Source organism: Marinobacterium sp. LSUCC0821 (genome assembly GCF_012848475.1).
GTDB lineage: Bacteria > Pseudomonadota > Gammaproteobacteria > Pseudomonadales > Balneatricaceae > Marinobacterium_E.
On record NZ_CP051666.1, the window covers coordinates 449278 to 468626 of the forward strand.

The 19349-nt window shown below is 48.2% G+C and carries 19 protein-coding genes and 6 tRNA genes; 14 read left to right on the forward strand and 11 right to left on the reverse strand.

Annotated features, from left to right (window positions below; genetic code table 11):
• Positions 1-301 precede the first annotated feature (301 nt).
• Positions 302-2203 (reverse strand): thiosulfohydrolase SoxB, encoded by a 1902-nt coding sequence (gene soxB, locus HH196_RS02280; protein ID WP_248276877.1) that lies wholly within the window; start codon positions 2201-2203, stop codon positions 302-304.
• A 163-nt stretch (positions 2204-2366) separates the two neighbouring features.
• Here soxB and HH196_RS02285 point away from each other — a divergent pair, with 163 nt between their 5' ends.
• The 3 genes from HH196_RS02285 (at position 2367) to HH196_RS02295 (ending at position 4631) form a co-directional block, all read left to right on the forward strand.
• On the forward strand, positions 2367-3440 hold the full coding sequence (locus HH196_RS02285) for a HupE/UreJ family protein (RefSeq protein ID WP_169450478.1): 1074 nt from the start codon (positions 2367-2369) through the stop codon (positions 3438-3440).
• A 142-nt stretch (positions 3441-3582) separates the two neighbouring features.
• Positions 3583-4131 (forward strand): elongation factor P hydroxylase, encoded by a 549-nt coding sequence (locus HH196_RS02290; protein ID WP_169450479.1) that lies wholly within the window; start codon positions 3583-3585, stop codon positions 4129-4131.
• Positions 4119-4631 (forward strand): hypothetical protein, encoded by a 513-nt coding sequence (locus tag HH196_RS02295; RefSeq protein ID WP_169450480.1) that lies wholly within the window; start codon positions 4119-4121, stop codon positions 4629-4631. The genes HH196_RS02290 and HH196_RS02295 overlap by 13 nt, the downstream gene beginning before the upstream one ends.
• Positions 4632-4652: 21 nt before the next feature.
• Here HH196_RS02295 and HH196_RS02300 read toward each other — a convergent pair whose 3' ends face one another.
• The 3 genes from HH196_RS02300 to HH196_RS02310 are packed head-to-tail and all read right to left on the reverse strand — an operon-like array spanning position 4653 to position 6186.
• Positions 4653-5138, reverse strand: coding sequence for a copper chaperone PCu(A)C (locus HH196_RS02300; RefSeq protein ID WP_169450481.1), 486 nt, complete (start codon positions 5136-5138; stop codon positions 4653-4655).
• Positions 5139-5162: 24 nt separating this feature from the next.
• On the reverse strand, positions 5163-5741 hold the full coding sequence (locus HH196_RS02305; protein ID WP_169450482.1) for an SCO family protein: 579 nt from the start codon (positions 5739-5741) through the stop codon (positions 5163-5165).
• A gap of 4 nt (positions 5742-5745) precedes the next feature.
• Positions 5746-6186 (reverse strand): hypothetical protein, encoded by a 441-nt coding sequence (locus HH196_RS02310; RefSeq protein WP_169450483.1) that lies wholly within the window; start codon positions 6184-6186, stop codon positions 5746-5748.
• A 106-nt stretch (positions 6187-6292) separates the two neighbouring features.
• On the opposite strand from HH196_RS02310, the gene HH196_RS02315 reads away from it, so the two are divergent.
• Together HH196_RS02315 and HH196_RS02320 are read left to right on the forward strand one after the other, a co-directional pair.
• Positions 6293-7450 carry a 4-phosphoerythronate dehydrogenase gene (locus HH196_RS02315; RefSeq protein ID WP_169450484.1) on the forward strand — a complete coding sequence of 386 codons (1158 nt, stop codon included), beginning with the start codon at positions 6293-6295 and terminating at the stop codon, positions 7448-7450.
• Positions 7450-8556, forward strand: coding sequence for an ATP-NAD kinase family protein (locus tag HH196_RS02320; RefSeq protein WP_169450485.1), 1107 nt, complete (start codon positions 7450-7452; stop codon positions 8554-8556). Before HH196_RS02315 ends, HH196_RS02320 begins: the two co-directional genes overlap by 1 nt.
• Before the next feature lie 20 nt (positions 8557-8576).
• Here HH196_RS02320 and htpX read toward each other — a convergent pair whose 3' ends face one another.
• The 3 genes from htpX to HH196_RS02335 all read right to left on the reverse strand — a co-directional run bounded on the left by htpX (position 8577) and on the right by HH196_RS02335 (position 11226).
• The gene (htpX, locus tag HH196_RS02325; protein WP_169450486.1) at positions 8577-9473 is read right to left on the reverse strand and encodes a protease HtpX; all 897 of its coding nucleotides are present in this window, start codon (positions 9471-9473) and stop codon (positions 8577-8579) included.
• 65 nt (positions 9474-9538) lie between these two features.
• Positions 9539-9907, reverse strand: coding sequence for a hypothetical protein (locus tag HH196_RS02330; RefSeq protein WP_169450487.1), 369 nt, complete (start codon positions 9905-9907; stop codon positions 9539-9541).
• A 101-nt stretch (positions 9908-10008) separates the two neighbouring features.
• A complete protein-coding gene (locus HH196_RS02335) occupies positions 10009-11226 on the reverse strand; it encodes a pyridoxal phosphate-dependent aminotransferase (protein ID WP_169450488.1) in 1218 nt (405 codons plus the stop codon).
• 179 nt (positions 11227-11405) lie between these two features.
• Here HH196_RS02335 and msrB point away from each other — a divergent pair, with 179 nt between their 5' ends.
• A complete protein-coding gene (gene msrB, locus HH196_RS02340) occupies positions 11406-11819 on the forward strand; it encodes a peptide-methionine (R)-S-oxide reductase MsrB (RefSeq protein WP_169450489.1) in 414 nt (137 codons plus the stop codon).
• Positions 11816-12484, forward strand: coding sequence for a DNA-3-methyladenine glycosylase I (locus HH196_RS02345; RefSeq protein WP_169450490.1), 669 nt, complete (start codon positions 11816-11818; stop codon positions 12482-12484). Before msrB ends, HH196_RS02345 begins: the two co-directional genes overlap by 4 nt.
• 5 nt (positions 12485-12489) lie before the next feature.
• Here HH196_RS02345 and syd read toward each other — a convergent pair whose 3' ends face one another.
• Positions 12490-13050 (reverse strand): SecY-interacting protein, encoded by a 561-nt coding sequence (gene syd, locus HH196_RS02350; RefSeq protein ID WP_169450491.1) that lies wholly within the window; start codon positions 13048-13050, stop codon positions 12490-12492.
• 199 nt (positions 13051-13249) lie between these two features.
• Between syd and HH196_RS02355 the strand changes: the two genes are divergently transcribed.
• The 7 genes from HH196_RS02355 to HH196_RS02385 all read left to right on the forward strand — a co-directional run bounded on the left by HH196_RS02355 (position 13250) and on the right by HH196_RS02385 (position 14796).
• Positions 13250-13326 (forward strand) — tRNA-Asp (locus HH196_RS02355).
• Between the two features lie 51 nt (positions 13327-13377).
• Positions 13378-13453 (forward strand) — tRNA-Val (locus HH196_RS02360).
• A 4-nt stretch (positions 13454-13457) separates the two neighbouring features.
• Positions 13458-13534 (forward strand) — tRNA-Asp (locus tag HH196_RS02365).
• 52 nt (positions 13535-13586) lie between these two features.
• Positions 13587-13662 (forward strand) — tRNA-Val (locus HH196_RS02370).
• 4 nt (positions 13663-13666) lie between these two features.
• Positions 13667-13743 (forward strand) — tRNA-Asp (locus HH196_RS02375).
• Between the two features lie 52 nt (positions 13744-13795).
• A tRNA-Val gene (locus tag HH196_RS02380) sits at positions 13796-13871 on the forward strand.
• Positions 13872-13887: 16 nt separating this feature from the next.
• Positions 13888-14796 (forward strand): 1-aminocyclopropane-1-carboxylate deaminase/D-cysteine desulfhydrase, encoded by a 909-nt coding sequence (locus HH196_RS02385; protein ID WP_169450492.1) that lies wholly within the window; start codon positions 13888-13890, stop codon positions 14794-14796.
• 13 nt (positions 14797-14809) lie between these two features.
• On the opposite strand, the gene HH196_RS02390 is transcribed toward HH196_RS02385, so the two are convergent.
• The 3 genes from HH196_RS02390 to lhgO form a co-directional block, all read right to left on the reverse strand.
• Positions 14810-16990 (reverse strand): TRAP transporter fused permease subunit, encoded by a 2181-nt coding sequence (locus HH196_RS02390; RefSeq protein WP_169450493.1) that lies wholly within the window; start codon positions 16988-16990, stop codon positions 14810-14812.
• Positions 16991-17056: 66 nt separating this feature from the next.
• A complete protein-coding gene (locus HH196_RS02395) occupies positions 17057-18058 on the reverse strand; it encodes a TAXI family TRAP transporter solute-binding subunit (protein WP_169450494.1) in 1002 nt (333 codons plus the stop codon).
• A 97-nt stretch (positions 18059-18155) separates the two neighbouring features.
• Positions 18156-19313 carry an L-2-hydroxyglutarate oxidase gene (gene lhgO / locus HH196_RS02400; protein ID WP_169452282.1) on the reverse strand — a complete coding sequence of 386 codons (1158 nt, stop codon included), beginning with the start codon at positions 19311-19313 and terminating at the stop codon, positions 18156-18158.
• Positions 19314-19349 lie beyond the last annotated feature (36 nt).

Genomic DNA, 19349 nt, shown 5'->3' on the forward strand with positions numbered 1-19349 from the left:
ATACATGGACGTATTTATACTGCGAGCACATGGAAGTGCAGGAGCAGTATTTATACAGGGATGTACTTATACCCAAAGGGCACGCTGTGCAGTATTTTTCTACATCGGGGTCTGACCTGCGGTATGACCCCTCTCTCCAAGTTTGTCGCAAGCCAGGTCGGGGGCTTCTGCTAGCGCAGCAGATCCCTCCTACAGAAATTCTCGGTTGTAGGAGGGACCTGCCCGAAGGGAAGGCCCCGACCCTCAAAGCAGACAACAAAAAACCCGCACTAAGCGGGTTTTTTATCGAGGTAACTAAGCCTTACGCGAAATCACCTGGGTAGTCAGCAAAGCCTGGGTTGTCAGTTACACCAACAACTTTCGGGTTGTTAACCTTAGGAAGGTTGATAACCATGTTCGCATCACGCTCAGTACGTAGGTAGTCAGCGATGATATCCCATAGTAGGCGGCCTTCAGGTGTACGGTTAACCGTAGCCCAACCAGATACTGAGTAGTTCTTATCATCCTGAATCACTTCGCCGTTATCTAGACGAACATCAGTGATACGTGAACCTAGTGGTTTAGTTGGGTCGATTGTGTAATCAAGACCACCAACACGTACCATGTCACCACCTGACTGTAGGTATGGATCTGGGTCGAATAGGTTGTCTGCTACGCCTTCAAGCATCTCTTTGATCGCTTTACCGGTCATATCCTGAACGTAGGTTTCAGAGTAGGTGGTCGCACACTGGCTCATTACGTCATCCATTGTGATCCACTGACCTTCAAGCGTTGTAGTACCCCAACGAACACCAGCAGATAGTGCGATGTCAGCTTTGTATTCCCAACGAAGAGCGTTACAGATGACCTGGTCCCAAGTACCCATGAAGTTACCACGGCGGTAAAGGGTGCGGTCAGCTTTGGCTAGCTTCTCGCTAAGGATCTCTTCGTAAGTCTTACCAACACGCGCTGGGCTGTTCTGCCACTTCTTGTTACGTGCTTCTACAACGTTTTCGTCGTATACAGTCTGACGCATCTGGTCGATGTAAGCTTCCATCTCTTTATCGGCATCTAGCCATTCAGAGATAACTGGTAGCTGCTTGTAAGTCATGTTCTTTATCTGGCCGCCTTCGATAGCGAAGTCCATACAACCTACAAACTTACCGTTTGAACCAGCGTTAGTTACCCAACACTCGCCACCATCAACGTTCTTAACCTTAATTGGGTGTGGTACACCATCGTGAGTGTGGCCACCAAATACAGCGTTAAGGCCAGGAACGCGCTCAGCCATCTTGATGTCTACGTCCATACCGTTGTGAGAAACCAGGATGACAGCATCTGGGTTCTCTTCTGCGCGGATTTTCTGTACAAGATCGATCATCTCTGGCTCACGCAGACCGAACGACCAGTCTGGGAAGAACTCTTTAGGGTTCGCGTTAGAGGTACGTGGGAACGCCTGACCAACTACTGCGATGCGCGCACCGTTGATCTCTTTAATTACGTATGGCTGGAATGCGTGGCCTGTATCTTCGTCGTATAGACCGCGGCCATCGAAGCGCTCAACCATTTCGAAGTAACGATCTTCGAATAGAGAGTCAGGAAGGATCTTAACGTTCTGACCGATGAAGTCACCTTTGAAGAGAGCAACGTTCGATAGAACTTCCTCTTCACGGTAGGTGAATTCCCAGTGACCAACCATGACATCAATACCAAGGATGTTTGATGCTTCAACCATGTCGACGCCGCGTGTCCATAGTGAAGTACCAGAACCCTGCCATAGGTCACCGCCATCTAGAGTAAGGGTGTTCTGACGACCACCAGCTGAATCACGTAGCTGGTCAAGTAGAGTCTTAACATGAGCAAAACCACCAGTACGACCGTACTTTTTAGCCTGCTCAAGGAAATCTAGGTAAGTGTAAGCGTAAGCTTCTGGAGAGTTCTCTTTGAGACCCATCTCTTTAAGGAAGTTCTTACCCACAAGGTGAGGTGCACGACCGAATGCGTCGCCTACACCAAGGTTTACGTTTGGCTCACGGAAGTAAACAGGCTTTAGCTGACCGTGTACGTCTGTGATGTGAAGGATACGAGCATCACCCTGCATTGGGATGTCATAGAAACCAGCAGGTGCAGAGTTGCTAGCTAGGGCACGAGAACTGTAGATGGCTGGGACACTGCCAGCTGCTGCAGCTGCGGCCATCGCTTTTAATAGTTGACGACGATTCATAGTTATCTTAGTTTCCTGTCTTCGCAAGGCTGGGATGGCCTTCCTTTTGTCGGGGTGCTGATGCACTCGTATACCATAGAGGCATAACGTGAAGTATTTATCACGCCTAATAGCTATATGCTCTTTAGTTAGTTCCTTATTCTACCCCGTTCATGCAGACGTTGTGAAGCCCGCGCTGGTTGAGATCAGTGTATTCACGACTGAAGTTGTAGAGGTTGAAATCCGCGCCAGTCTTGAGGCTTTGCTCACGGGTATCAATGGTAAATATCGCAATACAAAAGAAGCACCTAATTCGGATGAGTATGATTACTATCGCGAAATGGAAGCGGTTGAACTTCGCGCGGCTTTTGAAGCCTTTGTGCCAACTCTACTAGAGGGTGTTGAGATCGCTTTTGATGGTAAGCCAGCAGCTCTTCACCTTAAGGATTTGGTTGTTCCAGAACCGGGTTACACCAAGGTGCCGCGCAATTCGGTGATTATTCTTGAAGGTTCTATTCCAAAGGGTACTAAATCACTGACTTGGTACTACCCAATGTCTTTTGGTGATCATGCAACCCGCGTCCGTCAGGTTGATGTAAATACAGAGGAGTATCACTGGTCCTCACACCAATGGGTGAAAGAGGATGTGCCTACCAAGCCATATAAGCTGGATGCGGTTTTTGCCAAACCTACTATTGGAGAGGTAATTCAAACTTACACGGTGAGTGGCTATCAGCACATCTTACCTATGGGGCTGGATCACATTCTCTTTATATTGGGTATTTTCTTACTAAGCCCGCGCCTAAAGCCAATCCTCCTGCAGGTGACCATGTTTACTGTGGCCCACTCAATTACGTTAGCGTTGGGGATGTATGGTTTAGTCGAAGTTTCACCTCGTATAGTGGAGCCGTTGATCGCGCTTTCAATAGCATTTGTCGCTATCGAGAACATCTTCTTTACTAAGATTAACCCTTTCCGTTTACCGATTGTCTTTGGTTTCGGTCTATTACATGGCCTAGGTTTTGCCTCGGTTTTGACCGAGTTTGGTATGCCGACCGATGACTTCTTGGCAGCGCTGCTCGCGTTTAACGTGGGTGTAGAGTTGGGTCAAATCACAATCGTTTTAGCTGCCTTCTTTGGTGTTGCTATTTGGTTTAAATCACAAGATAAGTATCATCGTTTTGTGGTGGTGCCAGCATCGCTTCTGATCGCTGCAACCGGTCTTTTCTGGTTTGTAGATCGCCTAGCGATTTTTTAATGCTTAATAATATGGTCGGCGTCCCTTCGGGAAACCTCCTACAGAGTACTTTGTAGGAACCTCCTTGAAGAGGCGGTGATACGCAGATGAGCGGGGTCAAAGTAGTCTAATAAGACTACTCTGACCCCGATGTGGAATATTGATGGATCAAGACCCTCAAGTTGATCGCCTAATAGAAATATTCGATGGGCTCTTTAAGGATTCACTCAACACTGTGCTTGTGCGCGGTGAGGGAGAGCCTATCTATCTTCCGGCTGATGCAGAGCATCCGCACCATCGCGTTATCTTTGCTCACGGCTTCTTTGCTAGTGCTCTGCATGAGATTGCCCACTGGTGTGTCGCAGGTCCTGAGCGTCGTCTACTTGAAGACTTTGGTTACTGGTACAAACCTGATGGGCGCACTGAAAAAGAGCAAGATGAGTTTGAGCGGGTAGAGGTCTCACCACAAGCTTATGAGTGGATTCTAACGGTATCTGCGGGTCGTAAATTCCACTTCAGCGCAGATAATCTCTCCCAAGGTTTAGGGGCATCAGAGAGCTTCAAAGAGTCTGTGGTTTCTAGAGCGCGTCATGTGCTGGTCTATGGAATGAACGCACGTCTTAGCGCGCTCAGCGAAGCGCTTAGAAATGAGTATCAACAGCCGCCACTCAATATCGATCAATTTACCCTGGAGCCTGGGTGCGTAAGTTAGCTATCAATGCCACTCCCTGGCAGCTAATCTCCTCTGGAGAAAGCTGGGCCCTATCAGAGTGCGCCAATTCCCACTTTAACTACCTTTCGCTAACGATTGAAGATCGACACTACCTCTATGCTGAGGGTCAGATTGAGTTTGGCCAGGATGAACGAGGCGTCTGGGTGTTGGGTGTCTTTGATAGTAGTGAGCAGATTCAGATGTTTCTCGCATTGCATACCGATAACCCGCTGAAGGTGCCTGCGCTTCGAATTGAGAGTGGCTGGCCCGCAGTGCAGTACAATGAAGGTGAGTTAGAGAGTTACCCGACTTATCAGGGTGTTTATCGTGTCGGGTTTAAATCGTACCGAGTAACACCAACAGAATCAGGCACGCTTCTGGTTGAATATATTGATGGCTATAAAGCGGAGTTGCTAGGGGAGTGTGACGGGGAGGTTGAAGCTTGTTTGAAGGTTTACAGCCACTTCGACGCACGTACCCGTGGCTGTAAAATGTGTTGAGAATAATCCAGTTAAAACCGATTAGTTGTGCTTCATCTCGCCATGTTTCATATCTGAATGCCCATCGTTATGGCCAGCCATCTTCTGCATGCCTGGTTTCATCACCTCTTTAACAGGAACACTAAGCTGCTGGCTGCTGCCGTCACTAAAGTTCAGTTTAAGATCGATATCCTGCCCCAGCGTTAGATTCTGTTTAAGGTTGATAAACATCACATGCAAGCTGCCTGGTTGAAGAACGGTGGTCTCATTGGCAGGTAACTCAATGGCTGGGATCTTACGCATACGCATCACCTCACCATCTTTGATGTGCGTGTGCAGCTCTACAACCTCAGAGATAGAAGATTCAGCGGAAACGACTTTAAGGTCTGATCCGGTGTTTTTGATATTCATGAATGCCCCTGTCATCTTCTGACCTGGTGGCACCAAACGCACGCGTTGATCGCTAATTTCGATATCCGCTTGCGCCATACTTGATAGAAGTAGCGATGCGATAAGTACTCTTTTCATGATAACTCCAAGTTATAAAGCTAATTATTTCAGGTAACTCTTAATCTTTTCAGCAAGCAGGGCGGGGTCGTTATTGTGTGGCACAGACTCGACCATTGCTCCCTGCTGGTTGATTAGGTAAATGCGAGAGGAGTGGTCAACGGTGTACTCCATTGCAGACTCCTCCTGTTTAACGAAGCGGTAGTAGGCGCCGTACTTCTCAATTGCGTCATCGATCTGTTCACGGCTACCAGTTGCGCCAATGATCTTTGGCGAGAAGAAGGTGGAATAAGTTTTAAGATGTGCAAGCGAGTCACGCTCTGGATCGACACTCACAAAAATGCCCTGAATTTTGCCAAGCTCTTCATCGCTTAGCGCTTTAAATGCAAACTTCATACTTGTTAGCGAAGTGGGGCAGATATCAGGGCAAGAGGTATAGCCGAAGTAGAGGAGAACAAGCTTGCCTTTGAAGTCTGCAAGTTTGATCTCACCATCCGCAGTGTTGAAGGTGAAATCGCCTCCGAGCTGACGAGGCGCTAGCGACCGACTCTCTGGTTTGAAAAGAGCAATTAAAGCCACCGTCACAACGAGCAGAATGACTACTCCAATAGTCTTTTTATTCACGTTGTTATTCCGCGTCAAAGGTTAAATCTAGAAACAGGGGCTCGCCCTGGGACTGTTCGATAATCACTCGGGCTAACCAGCGCATCTTTCCAGTTGAGCATACGGCTAGCTCTGTTGTTCCTTGCCAGCCATTTCCTATATCAGTTAACTCAAACTGATTAACACCCATATACATATCTACACCCTGCAGATCGACCCAAACTTTCGTAATGTTCGTATTAGACGCTGCTAGCTCAAGTGTCATGGGCTGCAGGGCTCTTGCAGGCATAGGTCCGAAACTGACCTGATAACTGTGTTGAGCAAGCGTTAATTGGCAGTTGCCACTATCGATTGCACAACTAGCGGTTGTACCGGTGCTGGACTTATTTAGAGACCAAAAAGACAAAGCTGCGATGCTCACTAGGAGTATCGCCAAGGTTGCCAAGATTTTTAGTCGTTGATTCATAACTGAATTCTCGCATATTAGAGATGTTGAATGAATGAGCTTTACATTTCTTAACACTTCTTCGGGTATAATTATTGATCTCGATTAACCCTACTGGATTGGTTCAATGCGCAATTCGCGTTTAACGATTATTGCTGATGAAAACATGCCGAGTGTTGAGCCACTTTTCGATGATTTTGGAAAGGTGGTTCGAGTTTCTGGTAGGGACCTTAGTGCCGAACAACTAATTGAAGCGGATCTTCTGCTTGTTCGATCAGTGACCAACGTCAATGAGGCGCTGTTAAGTCAGGCAAAAAATCTTAAGTTTGTCGGTACTGCAACGATTGGAATGGACCATCTGGATACTGCCTACCTAGACAATAGGCAGATCGCATACTCGAATGCAGCAGGTTGTAATGCCGACTCTGTGGTTGATTATGCATTGGCTGCCATCTACCGCGAAGCAGCCATACGCAAGGTCGACCCGAAAACTCTCAGTTATGGCGTTATCGGTGCAGGTAATGTCGGCGGCCGGCTAGTTGCTAGGCTGGAGGCGTTGGGTGTTAACGTTCTAGTCTCTGATCCGCCTAAAGTGAAGCGCATTCCAAGTTTTATCGATACACCGTTGGATGAGCTGCTGCAAAAATCAGACGTGGTTTGTTGTCACCTTCCTTTGACTAAAGCGGGGGCACATCCTACCTATCATCTCCTATCTGAAACGGAGTTGGCCTACCTGAAACCAGATGCCATCTTCCTTAATGCTGGGCGTGGTCCAACAGTTGATGGCGAGGCGCTTAAAGCAATTTCACATAAGCAGCCAGACATGACGCTACTCCTCGATGTTTGGGAGTTTGAGCCGGAAGTCGATTTGCCACTGGCTGCACGTGCAAGTTTGGCAACGCCACATATCGCAGGCTACAGCTTGGAAGGGAAGTTGCGTGGAACGTTCATGCTGTATCAGCAGTTTACAGAGTACCTGGGTGCAATGGCTGGAAAGCAGTTCTCCTCCATTTTACCTCTGCCAGAAAAGCCAATATTGGTGCTTGATGACACCTCAACCGCGCTAGATGTTATCAACTTTCTCTACAACTACGATGCCGATGATATGCGTTTTAGAGATTCACTCTCTACCGATACAGCGCTACAGCGTAAGCAGTTTGATCTGCTGCGTAAAACCTATCCAGTTAGACGTGAATTCTCATCACTTACCCTTACCGGTGTCGTGAATGATTCACTGCGCCATGAATTACATGCCTTAGGTTTTAACGTTGAGGTAAAGCATTGATGTTTCGTTTGGGCGTCCTTGTTAATCCCTACGCAGGCTTGGGTGGTAGTGTCGCCTTAAAAGGGAGTGATGGTGCCGAGATCCGTGATGAGGCGCTTAAGCGTGGTGCAAAACCGATGGCGCCAACTCGTATGACGCAGGCTATTGCTGCCATCAACACTCAAGAGATCGCTTTCTATACCTGGGGCGGTGATATGGGCGAGAACTCAGTAAAAGAGGCGGGGTTCGAATCAACTGTCGTGGGTGCACCAGATAACTGGCCCACTTCAGCAGAAGATACCCTAAAGGCAGCTAAAGCACTTGCAGAGCAGGGCGTTGATCTGATTCTGTTTGCGGGTGGTGATGGTACAGCACGCAATATCTTCGAAGCCTTGGGCGGCTCTTTACCGGTGTTGGGTGTGCCTGCTGGGGTCAAAATTCACTCGGGTGTCTACACTCTTACCCCTACAGCTGCAGGGCAACTTATTACAGAGCTTGTTGAAGGCAAACTTGTTCGGATGGAGCAGGCCGAGGTGCGAGATATTGATGAGCAGGCCTTTAGAGAGGGGCGTGTTCGTGCACAATACTACGGAGAGCTTTTGGTTCCTGCAGAGCATCAGTATGTCCAAGCGGTTAAAAACGGCGGTAAAGAGGTTGAGGAGTTGGTTCTCGATGATATTGCCGCAGACTTCATTGAGCATATAGAGCCAGAAACCTTCTATGTTATGGGGTCAGGTACTACGGTCGCCGCTATTATGGAACAGATGGGACTGCCTAATACCTTGTTGGGTACTGATCTGATGAGAGATGGTGAACTAGTAGCTAGCGATTGTAGCGGTCAGCAGCTTCTAGAGTTGATTGGTTCTGCGCCTTTCAAAGTGGTTATTACCCCAATCGGTGGTCAGGGCCATCTACTGGGGCGAGGCAATCAGCAATTAACCCCCGCACTCGTAAAGCAGATAGGCCTTCAAGGGCTCTACGTCGTTGCGACACGCTCTAAGCTGTTGGAGTTAAATGGTAAGCCGTTGGTGGTTGACACTGGCGACCCAGAGTTGGATCGCCAGTTGCAAGGCGTGGTGACTGTTCACACCGGATATCGCGACGCAGTGTTATACCGCGTCACTTAATCATGAGAAGGCGCGCTTAATTAGCGGCGCGCCTGAAGTGCAGCGATACGCTCATCTAGCGGTGGGTGGCTAGAGAAGAGCTCCATAAAGCCCTGTTTCTTAATGCTGCTAATACCAAACGCAGTTAACTGACCTTCAAGCTCACCCTCTTGGTGCGCCATCGATTCAGCCTTCAAACGCTGGAGTGCGCCAATCATACCCGCAGTACTAGCAAGCGATGCGCCCGCTTCATCTGCACGGAATTCACGGCGACGTGAGAACCAAGCGACAATAATCGATGCAAGCACACCAAAGATAATCTCAGCTACAAATGTCGCGATGTAGAAACCGATTCCCACACCACCTGAGTTGTTATCGCCACGACGAAGGAAGCTATCTACTGCGTAGCCGACAATACGTGCTAGGAACATGACGAAGGTGTTGATGACGCCTTGAATAAGGGTGAGCGTAATCATATCGCCGTTTGCAACGTGGCCGATCTCGTGCGCTAACACAGCCTTAATCTCTTCTGGCTTAAAGCGAGTAAGTAGACCGGTGCTGACTGCAACGAGTGCGTTGTTTCGGTTCCAACCCGTAGCAAAAGCGTTAGAAGCGTGTGATGGGAATACGCCAACATCAGGCATACCAATGCCCGCTTTGTTAGCGAGTTCTTGAACAGTTTCTACTAACCAGCGCTCTTCAGCGGAGCTTGGCTGTTCGATGATTTGAGTTTTCGTCGACATCTTCGCCATCCACTTAGAGAGGAATAGCGAAACGAATGCACCTGCAAAACCGAAGACCGCACAGAAGGCGAGTAGGGCGTTTAGATCTAGGCCATTCGCGGTGAGGTATGAACCCACACCTAAGATGTTAAGGGTTAAGCTGGCAACCAGAATGATTGCAAGGTTAGTTCCCAGGAAAAGCAGAATTCGCATCATGTAAGAGCGTCCTCAATTATTGATATTACTCTAATAATTGTGGCGCTCTTAGCTGAATTCAACCTTTAAAGATTTACAACGCGTGCTTCGATTGCATCGCGAATTTCGTTGTAAGAGTCTAGGTTTTCAGGGGCGAAGTAGAACTTGTAGTAAACCTTTTCACGTACGCGGTTAACGCCAGGAACACTATCAGGACCTGATGATGCGTAGGTGTGTGTCATCTGTAGGTGGATGACTAACGTACCCTGAGGTTGGGTAAACCCACGGCCAGAAAGGTCAACACGCTCGCGTGGATCGTGTTGCGAGTAGAAAGAGATCTCGCCAATGTGTGCCATGTTGATAAGGAAGTTAGAGGTAACATCAATTACTAACTTCTTATCCATGCCGTTGTGGTTCATCTGAATGCCACGGTCTTTTTTGATCTTAAGAAACATATGCTCTCCTTAATGTTTCGTCAGGCTGTATCTTATGTGCCACCTTAAACAGATTAGGTGACATTAAAACGACAAGCCCCGTCATAGGACAGGGCTTGAGATTATTTCTGCTTGTAGGTTTTCAAGAAGGTTGCGATTCTTGAAATTGCCTCTTCCAACATACGCTGTTCTGGAAGGAATACGATGCGGAAGTGTTGGGTATCCGGCAAGTTAAAGCCACTACCCTGAACAATTAACACCTTCTGCTGCTGTAGAAGATCGAGTGCGAACTTCTCGTCGTTGTGAATTGGATACATCTCTGGGTCCAACTTCACAAAGCAGTACATTGCTCCTTCTGGTTTAACACAGCTAACGCCAGGAATATCGTTTAGCATCTTCCATGCGAGGTCACGTTGATCACGAAGACGACCGCCTGGCACGATTAGCTCATTGATACTCTGGTAGCCACCCAGTGCCGTTTGAATCGCATTCTGTGCAGGTACGTTGGCACATAGGCGCATGTTCGCCAGCATATCCAAACCTTCAACATAATCCTTCGCAGTGTGCTTAGGACCACTTAGACTCATCCAACCAGATCGGAAACCTGCTGCACGGTAGGTTTTTGAGAGGCCGTTAAAGGTGCAAACCAAAACATCATCTGCAAGCGATGCGATAGAGGTGTGCTGCGCTTCGTCATAGACAATCTTATCGTAGATCTCATCGGCGAAGATGATCAGCCCGTGCTCACGCGCCAGTTCAATGATCTGCTCAAGCAACTCAACGGGGTATACAGACCCTGTTGGGTTGTTCGGGTTGATCACGACGATACCGCGCGTGCGATCAGAGATCTTACTGCGGATATCTTCAATGTCTGGGAACCAGCCTTTCTCTTCGTCACAGCGATAGTGCACTGGTGTACCGCCCGCAAGTGAAACAGCAGCAGTCCATAGTGGATAGTCTGGAGATGGGATAAGCATCTCATCAGTGTCGTTAAGCAGACCCTGCATCGACATGACGATCAATTCAGACACGCCATTGCCGATGTAGATGTCATCAATACCTACACCACGCACACCTTTACGCTGAGTCTCCTGCATAATCGCTTTACGTGCAGCGAATAGACCTTTTGAGTCACAGTAACCCTGCGCTGAAGGTAGGTTGTAGATAACGTCCTGTACGATCTCTTCAGGGGCATTGAAGCCCCATGGGGCTGGATTACCGATATTCAGCTTCAGGATCTGGTGACCCTCCTCCTCAAGGCGCTTGGCCTCTTGAAGCACAGGTCCACGAATGTCATAACACACATTGTTGAGCTTGCTGGATTTTCTGATTTGAGACATCGGTAATTTCTTCAAGCGAGATCGCTTATTAGTTTAAGGGTGATTGTTGCTAGTAATCAGAGCAACGAATCGATAAATTCTTTTAGAAATGATCTAAAACCCTTCAATCATACGTTTTTACTAGGGGTCGGTATAGATGGTGGCCGGGCTTTTCTCATTAATTTTCAAGGATTTTTAGTATGCAAAACGAGAAAAAACCTTCTGTGGAGAAGTCAGAAACTGAATGGCGTGAACTCCTATCAGATCACGAGTACTACGTGTGCCGTGAAAAGGGGACTGAACGTGCATTCACGGGCGCCCTCTATGCGGAGAAACGCGCCGGTATCTACCACTGCCGTTGTTGTGGTGAGGCGCTATTCAATGACAACCTTAAATATGACTCTGGTTGTGGCTGGCCAAGCTTCTTTGATGAGTTGGGCGAGGGGCGTGTAACCCAGACTCCAGACCATTCACATGGCATGATTCGCACTGAAATTACCTGCACTAACTGCGGCTGTCACCTAGGACATATTTTCCCGGATGGTCCAGAACCTACTGGCGTGCGCTACTGTGTTAACTCAGCATCACTCACCTTTGAGGCGCAAGAGTCATGAAAACCTTTGCTCAACTTTTAGATCAGGCCAAACACTTTCACTCCGATTGGAGTAAGGCTGAGTTACTGGGGCCGCGCGCTGCCAATCGAGCCGAATTAGAGAGTCTTGCAGATGATCGAGTGCTAAGTTCGATGAGCTGGCGCATTTTTTGTGCGGGTCTCAAGCGATCTTTGGTTGATGCAAAGTGGCCAGCGTTCGAGAAAGCATTTTTCGGTTTCGATCCGGAAAAAGTGACATTGATGAGTGATGAGCACCTAGAAAAGCTAATGCAGAACCGCGATCTGATTAGACACTTTGGCAAGATCAAAGCGACCAGAGTAAATGCGATGATGGTGTTAGATAGCAGTCAAAAGCACGGCTCATTTGGTAAGTTTCTTGCGGATTGGCCGGTTGAACATACGGTTGGGCTCTGGGCTTTTCTGAAAAAGGAGGGGGCTCAGCTTGGTGGCAACTCAGGTGCCTACGCACTTCGTATTGTCGGGCGAGATAGTCCAGTGCTTACGGATGATGTTGTCACTGCACTCAAGGCGCAGGGCGTAATCGATAAACGCCCAACATCACAGCGCGATTTGAAACTGGTTCAACAGGCATTTAACCAGTGGCGAGCAGAGTCGGGAGCCGATCTCTGTCAAATTAGTCGAGTGTTAGCTCGCTCTATTGGATAGGAACCCTAGTCGTTAGGGTGGGCAATCGCTGTTAATTGCGATAGAAAGCTCTCAAGATCATCAGCGATCACTCTAAAGGGCTTTTTGCCAGGCGTCTCTAAAAGCACCTGCCCAGAGTGTAGCTCTACCGAAAATATCTGCTGACCATCAGGTTCAGTGACTCCGATAAAGAGACTGAGCGGTTGCTTAAGTCTTTTTTTATTCAGGGCGTGGCCGATTAGGTTCTCTCGCAAACGCTCCATATCCTCTTCGTTCCAAACCTGAATCAAAGAGAGTTGCCCTTCATGGTGTTGCATATACAACGAGAGAGAAAGGTAACGTGTGTAGAAGGTAATGAGAGCTTCTGGTATCTCTGTCTCTAGTGCCTCACTTAAGCGATCAAACATATCGTTTGAAGTTGCTCGAAGAGTGGGGCGCCAGGCAGCCATCTCATTCTCGGTATATGGCTGAATCAAACAGGGGCTAAGCCAGTCGGATTCAACAAGCGTCGTTGGCCAGCCAATAGCAGTTTGGATATCTTCATACTCACGAACGAGTCGATCTAATTGTTGTGCAACGCTGGTCATGTTGTCCCCTCTAAGAAATGGAATCTTAGCATGGAGAGAAGGGGAGATCTGATCGCTTTTTAGCCACTTTGGTTATTTGTTCGCCACACTTTTAAAAAAAGCGTCTTAAAAACGTAAAAAAGTTCGTTAAGGGTTTGACACGGATCGAAAAGCCATTAAAATTCGCACCCTGTTCTGAGACGTTGTCACGGATCAAAACGGAGCGGTAGTTCAGTTGGTTAGAATACCTGCCTGTCACGCAGGGGGTCGCGGGTTCGAGTCCCGTCCGTTCCGCCACTTTCTTAAATCGGCAAGAAAGTGAGTAGTCGCAAGACAAGCCACCGTTTTGGGCGAATAGCTCAGCTGGGAGAGCATCTGCCTTACAAGCAGAGGGTCGGGGGTTCGAACCCCTCTTCGCCCACCAAAACGGAGCGGTAGTTCAGTTGGTTAGAATACCTGCCTGTCACGCAGGGGGTCGCGGGTTCGAGTCCCGTCCGTTCCGCCATTTTCTTAAATCGGCAAGAAAATGTTGAAGTCGAAAGACAAGCCACCGTTTTGGGCGAATAGCTCAGCTGGGAGAGCATCTGCCTTACAAGCAGAGGGTCGGGGGTTCGAACCCCTCTTCGCCCACCAAAACGGAGCGGTAGTTCAGTTGGTTAGAATACCTGCCTGTCACGCAGGGGGTCGCGGGTTCGAGTCCCGTCCGTTCCGCCACTTACTCTTACGAGGAGTGGCAGATTTCTAAACAACATCGCCACATCGATATGGGCGAATAGCTCAGCTGGGAGAGCATCTGCCTTACAAGCAGAGGGTCGGGGGTTCGAACCCCTCTTCGCCCACCATATCGAGTCCTTGTTTATGCAAACAACAAATACCTTCATAGATGATATCGAGCTGCCAAACGGCCTTAGCTTCGATCTAATGCGTCTGGATCAAACCGACTCACTCATCTCTGGTAATAAGTGGTTTAAATTACTTCCAAATTTATCTGACCTTCCTAAGGGCTCATGTATCGCCAGTTTTGGTGGACCGCACTCAAACCATATTCATGCGCTTGCCTGGTCAGCAAATCAGATGGGACTTAATTCAGTAGGTTTTATCCGTGGTGAACCGAAATCCACGCCCACTTTGGATGATGCTTTGTCTTGGGGGATGAAACTCATCTTCATCGATAGAGAGACCTACCGCTCTAAACCAACTCAACAACTGGCAGATAAGTATCAGTTAGCTTCGCCAATCTGGATTCCAGAAGGGGGGAGTAACACCAATGCTGTTAGAGGTTGTGCCACTATTTGGCAGCAAGAGGCTCTTCAAGGGCAAAACTATGATGAACTCTATGTTGCAGTAGGATCTGGCGGAACGCTCGCAGGACTCGTTACAGGCGCTCCTGAAGGGGTTAGGCTGATAGGTCTCTCAGCTCTTGGTAGCAAAGCAGATTTAGAGGAGCGAGTTTCAGATCTGCTTGAACAAGTATCCCCTAATAGGGAATTTGATAATTGGGTTATCGAAGTAGCCCTTGGACAGCGCTACGGTAAAGTGACACCGGAGCTAGCGGCAACACACAAACGAGCAGAGAGTCTTGGTGTAGAACTTGACCCAATTTACACACTGCGCGTTTTTCACTACCTAATTCGCAAACAGCTAGCACGCGAACTTGAAGGTAAACGCATCCTGATGATCCACACCGGCGGCCTCCAAGGCCTGCGCGCCCAGCAAGAGCGAATCAACCGCCTAGCCAACGAATTTGTAGGCCCGCATCCGTTCTAAACTATTCTCTTTTTCACTCAACGTTTAATCTGTTTTCGCGTTTAGATAGAACTATTAACAGAATGATCAAAGCCGCACCGATCAGATTGGCAACAAGGTTAAGTGGCCAGAATGCGCCAATTATGCCCCCCACTAGAATAGGGTAGTGCCAGATCTTAAGGGGCCCTTCGGAGTAGTTTTGGACTGTGACGTTTAATCCATAAATGCCGAACAATCCAAATAGGCCGATTTGGCTAATCTCCAACCAGTTACCGCTAATCAGTGGTGTGTAGGCGAACATAAGTGGAACGACGTACAAACCCTTCGCCAGTTTCCATGCCTGAAATCCTGTCTCCATCGGTTTTGATTTAGCGATACCTGCCGCGGTGAATGCTGCCAAACAGACTGGAGGGGTTACGTTACTGTCTTGGCTCAACCAGAAGATAATGAGGTGTGCGATCAACAAGAACATAGTGAGCTGTTCTGTATCAACTAGCATCGGTCTAAGTGTAATTGCGAGTTCAAAAGGTATTGCTGAAATAAGCTGTGCAGCTTCTGCAGGTGAGAGTCCGCTACTTATTTTGGCAACTAGGGGGCTATCCACCAGCGAGAACATGGCTAACTGCATAGGGTCTGAAATACCGGCAACCAACATATCGACAATGATGGTGTCAGCTAGAATCCCTGCAAGTGCCGGAGCACAAAGAATCGCAAGAATGATGTACGCAGCGGTTACTGGTAAACCCATGCCCAGTACGAGAGATGCTAAACCAATCAATACAATGGCCAGAACCACCGAGCCTTGCGCCCACTGAGCAATCATTAGAGAGAAGCCGTTACCAATCCCGCTGGTAACGATGGCGTTATTCATAATGCCGATAGCAACCAGTAGCACTGCCGTCATGATTGATGCTTGCATACCAAGCATCAACGCACTGGCGATGCGCTTGGGGTTCATGACATTGTCGGTCAGTCCTTTTTTGCCAGTGACTTTTGCATATAGGTAGGTCAGCCAAGAGACCATAATCAAACTAGCAATAGACCAAGAAGCGGCATAACTTGGTGTTACCCCGGTCATTAACAGTGCCACCATAACCGAGAGTGGAATGATAAACACGAGTCCACCTGAGATTATTTTTGCCTTATCGATGGTCATGTCGATACCTTCACCGACACGATGTTTGACAGCTTCAATTCGCACGATAAAGGCTACAGACAGGAAGTATAGAATTGCCGGCATGATAGAGACCGCGACAATCTGTGAATAGGGGATAGCGGTATAACTCGCCATAACAAAAGCGCCTGCTCCCATGATGGGGGGCATTATCTGTCCGCCGGTAGAAGCTGCTGCTTCGACACCCGCTGCAAAGGCGGGCCTAAAACCGTTCGACTTCATCAATGGGATAGTAATTACGCCTGTAGAAGCAGTATTTGCAACCGCTGAGCCGCTAATGGTGCCGGTAAGTGCTGATGAGATAACGGCCACGAAACCTGCACCACCACGAATTCGACCGGCAACTACTTTGGATAGTTCAATAACAAAATCACTAGCACCTGATGCAACCAAAAAACCACCAAAAATCATAAAGAGCGTAATGCTGGATGAGGATATAAGCGCTAAAACGCCAAACAACCCCTCATCGTTGTAGAGCGTTCTAAACAGTACATCGCTAGGTGGCAAGCTGGCTGCACGAAAGACACCAGGTAGGTGCTCGCCTAAAAACAGTATGTAAGAGAGACTGAGAATAATCAGTATAGGAATGACCCAGCCAGAGACTCTGCGCGATAGATCAATCGCTGCAAAAATGAGAAAGAGTCCTGCTGCCCAGTCAAAGAAATTCAGCTGCCAAGCCTGGCCTGTTACCGACAGCGTATCGTCATATATACGCCCTTCGGAGGCTGCTACCCAAAAGGCGGCAACAACAATTAGGCAACCGTAGATGAGATCAAGAAGTAGAGTTTTGCTGTTCGCCTTGCTGCGTTTAAACGCTGAATGGCTGACACTTGCGAGTAGGGCAAAACCACTAAAGTGGATGGCGTTCTGCCAAAGGGTCTGTTCGTTAATGAATAGGTTGGTTGCGACATGCCACAGCCCGAACAGTATGGCTAAAGCGGCAATTAACCACTCCAGTGGTGCTCTTGGGTCATTATCCAGCACCAGCAGGCGCTCACGGCTATTAATGACTTCTACAGCCTTTTCCGGAGTACTATCCATATCACAAACCTTAATCTAAAAAGAGAAGCCACCCTCGAAATCGAAGGTGGCTATGGGTATCACTAATTATTTAGCGATTAGACGAGCTGGGATATTAAGTCCCACCTCTTTGTAGTAACGAGCTGCACCTGGGTGAAGCGGTACTGGCAGACCAGCAATAGCGCTTTCGATCTTCATATCGTTAGTCGCTTCATGGATCGCCTGTAGGAAACCTAAGTTCTCGTACATGGTTTTAGTTAGTAGGTAGACATCATCTTCAGATACCGATGCGTTTACAGCGAGGAAGTTTGGCTGTGCAATGGTGTTGATATCTTTTGTCTGACCTGGGTAAGTACCCGCTGGAATGTTGAAGCGTGTCCATAGATCACGGCCACCGTCCATTTTTGCAAGTTCTGCATCAGTCACATCAAGTACGGTAAATTTACCTTCGTTCGATGCCATCAGTTTTGTGATTGCACCAGTTGGCACGCCTGAAGGGTAGCCCGCCAAAGTCACCTGGCCGTTAGCTTGTGCATCAGCTGTTGGACCGTAGCCTGCGTACATTAGCTCGTAATCTTTCTCGATATCGACACCTAGGCCAGCAAGAAGGATCTTGTTCGAACCTAACGTACCTGAGTTCTTACTGCCCATACCAGCAGTGCTGCCTTTAGCTGCAGCAGCATCGGCCATCGTGCCAGATTTAACTTTGTCATTAGAGATTACGAACTGCTCTACGTTCTGCCACAGCATGCTTACAGAGCGTAGGTTAGTTTGTGGTGCAGTAATTGGACCGGTGCCCGTTGCTGCATACGAACCGTAAAGACCCTGTAGGATTGCAAAGTCAGCAGTGCCCGCGCCCATAGCCTGAATGTTTGCACCTGAACCTGCTGAGTTAACCGCAGTCAAACTGAACTTGTGTTTAGGAAGTAGTTTGATCTTAGTAAGCGTCGAAATAGCCGTGCCCACTGGGTGGTAAGTCCCCCCCGTAGAGGCTGTATTCAGAACGTAGTCTCGAGCATCAGCAGCATGTGCGCTAGTGACTGCTGCAGCTAGCATGATACCGCTGACAAGTTTTGTTATTTTTTTCATCTTTGAGTTTCCTCTGTTGGTCACATTTAAACTCCTTGTTAGGGGAGCGCTGTTTCATTCATAAGTCTCTTGGAGACTATAGATCAAATATTCGCAATTAATCTCTCTTTAGATCCCCAACCTTTTCTACTATCTGTTGCACAATGTGGCGACCGATAGGTATGGCCGATGTGGCAGCAGGGGATGGAGCATTACATACGTTGAATGTTCTCTCTGTTGCGACGAAAAGAAAATCATCGATCAACTCGCCATTATTGCTTACTGCCTGGGCTCTAACGCCGGCAGGATAAGCTAATAGATCTTTCTCGCTAATCTGGGGACAATACTTCTGTACCTCTTTGAGATACATAGATTTGAAGAGTGAGTTTCGCATCTCTCGAATCCCGTTCTTTAAATTCCTCTTCAGCACCTTGAGGACACCTGGGTTAGTTAAGGTCTCTAACGAATCCTTAAGGCTGAGATCTGTTTTGCTGTAGCCCTCGCGTTTAAATGCCAATACTGCATTAGGCCCCACAGTTAGATCACCGTTGATCATCGGTGTTAGATGGACGCCCAAAAATGGCGTGGCTGGATCGGGGATAGGGTAGATCATATGTTTCACAATTGAACGCATACTATCTGGGAGCTTGAAGTATTCACCACGGAACGGACAAATAGTGAAATCAGGTTTTTCGCCAAGCATTCGAACGATTCTATCTGACATTAATCCCGCACAAGAGATCACAAAACCAGCCTCGAATGTGCCGCTTGATGTGGTAAGCGAGACGCCCTGATTGCTCTCTTTGATCGCCAAAACCTCAGTCTCAACCAGTACCTCTCCACCTCTGGAGATAAAAAGATCAATCATCTGTTGGGTGATTTTTGTGTAGCTTACAATGCCACTGGATGGTACGAAGATACCCTCTAGACCGACGATATTAGGTTCGCGCTCAGAAAGTTCTTTTTGATCGACCCAATAGCGTTCAAGCCCATTAGCCTCTGTTCGCTCCCACAGCGCTTTCATGCGTTCGAGCTCTAACTCGTTGGTTGCGACTAATAGTTTTCCGCACTCGTCGAATGGAATCTCCCAGTGGTTACAAAACGCTTTGGTCTCGCGGTTACCTTCAATACAAAATTGTGCTTTGAGTGTGCCTGGTTTGTAGTAGACCCCGGCATGGATGACACCGCTGTTGTGGCCGGTCTGGTGCTGTGCGAATGCAGCCTCTTTCTCGAGCAGAAGAATTTTGGCGTCTGGGTAATGCTCCTGAAGTTGCATCGCCGTCGATGCTCCAACAATACCGCCACCGATAAT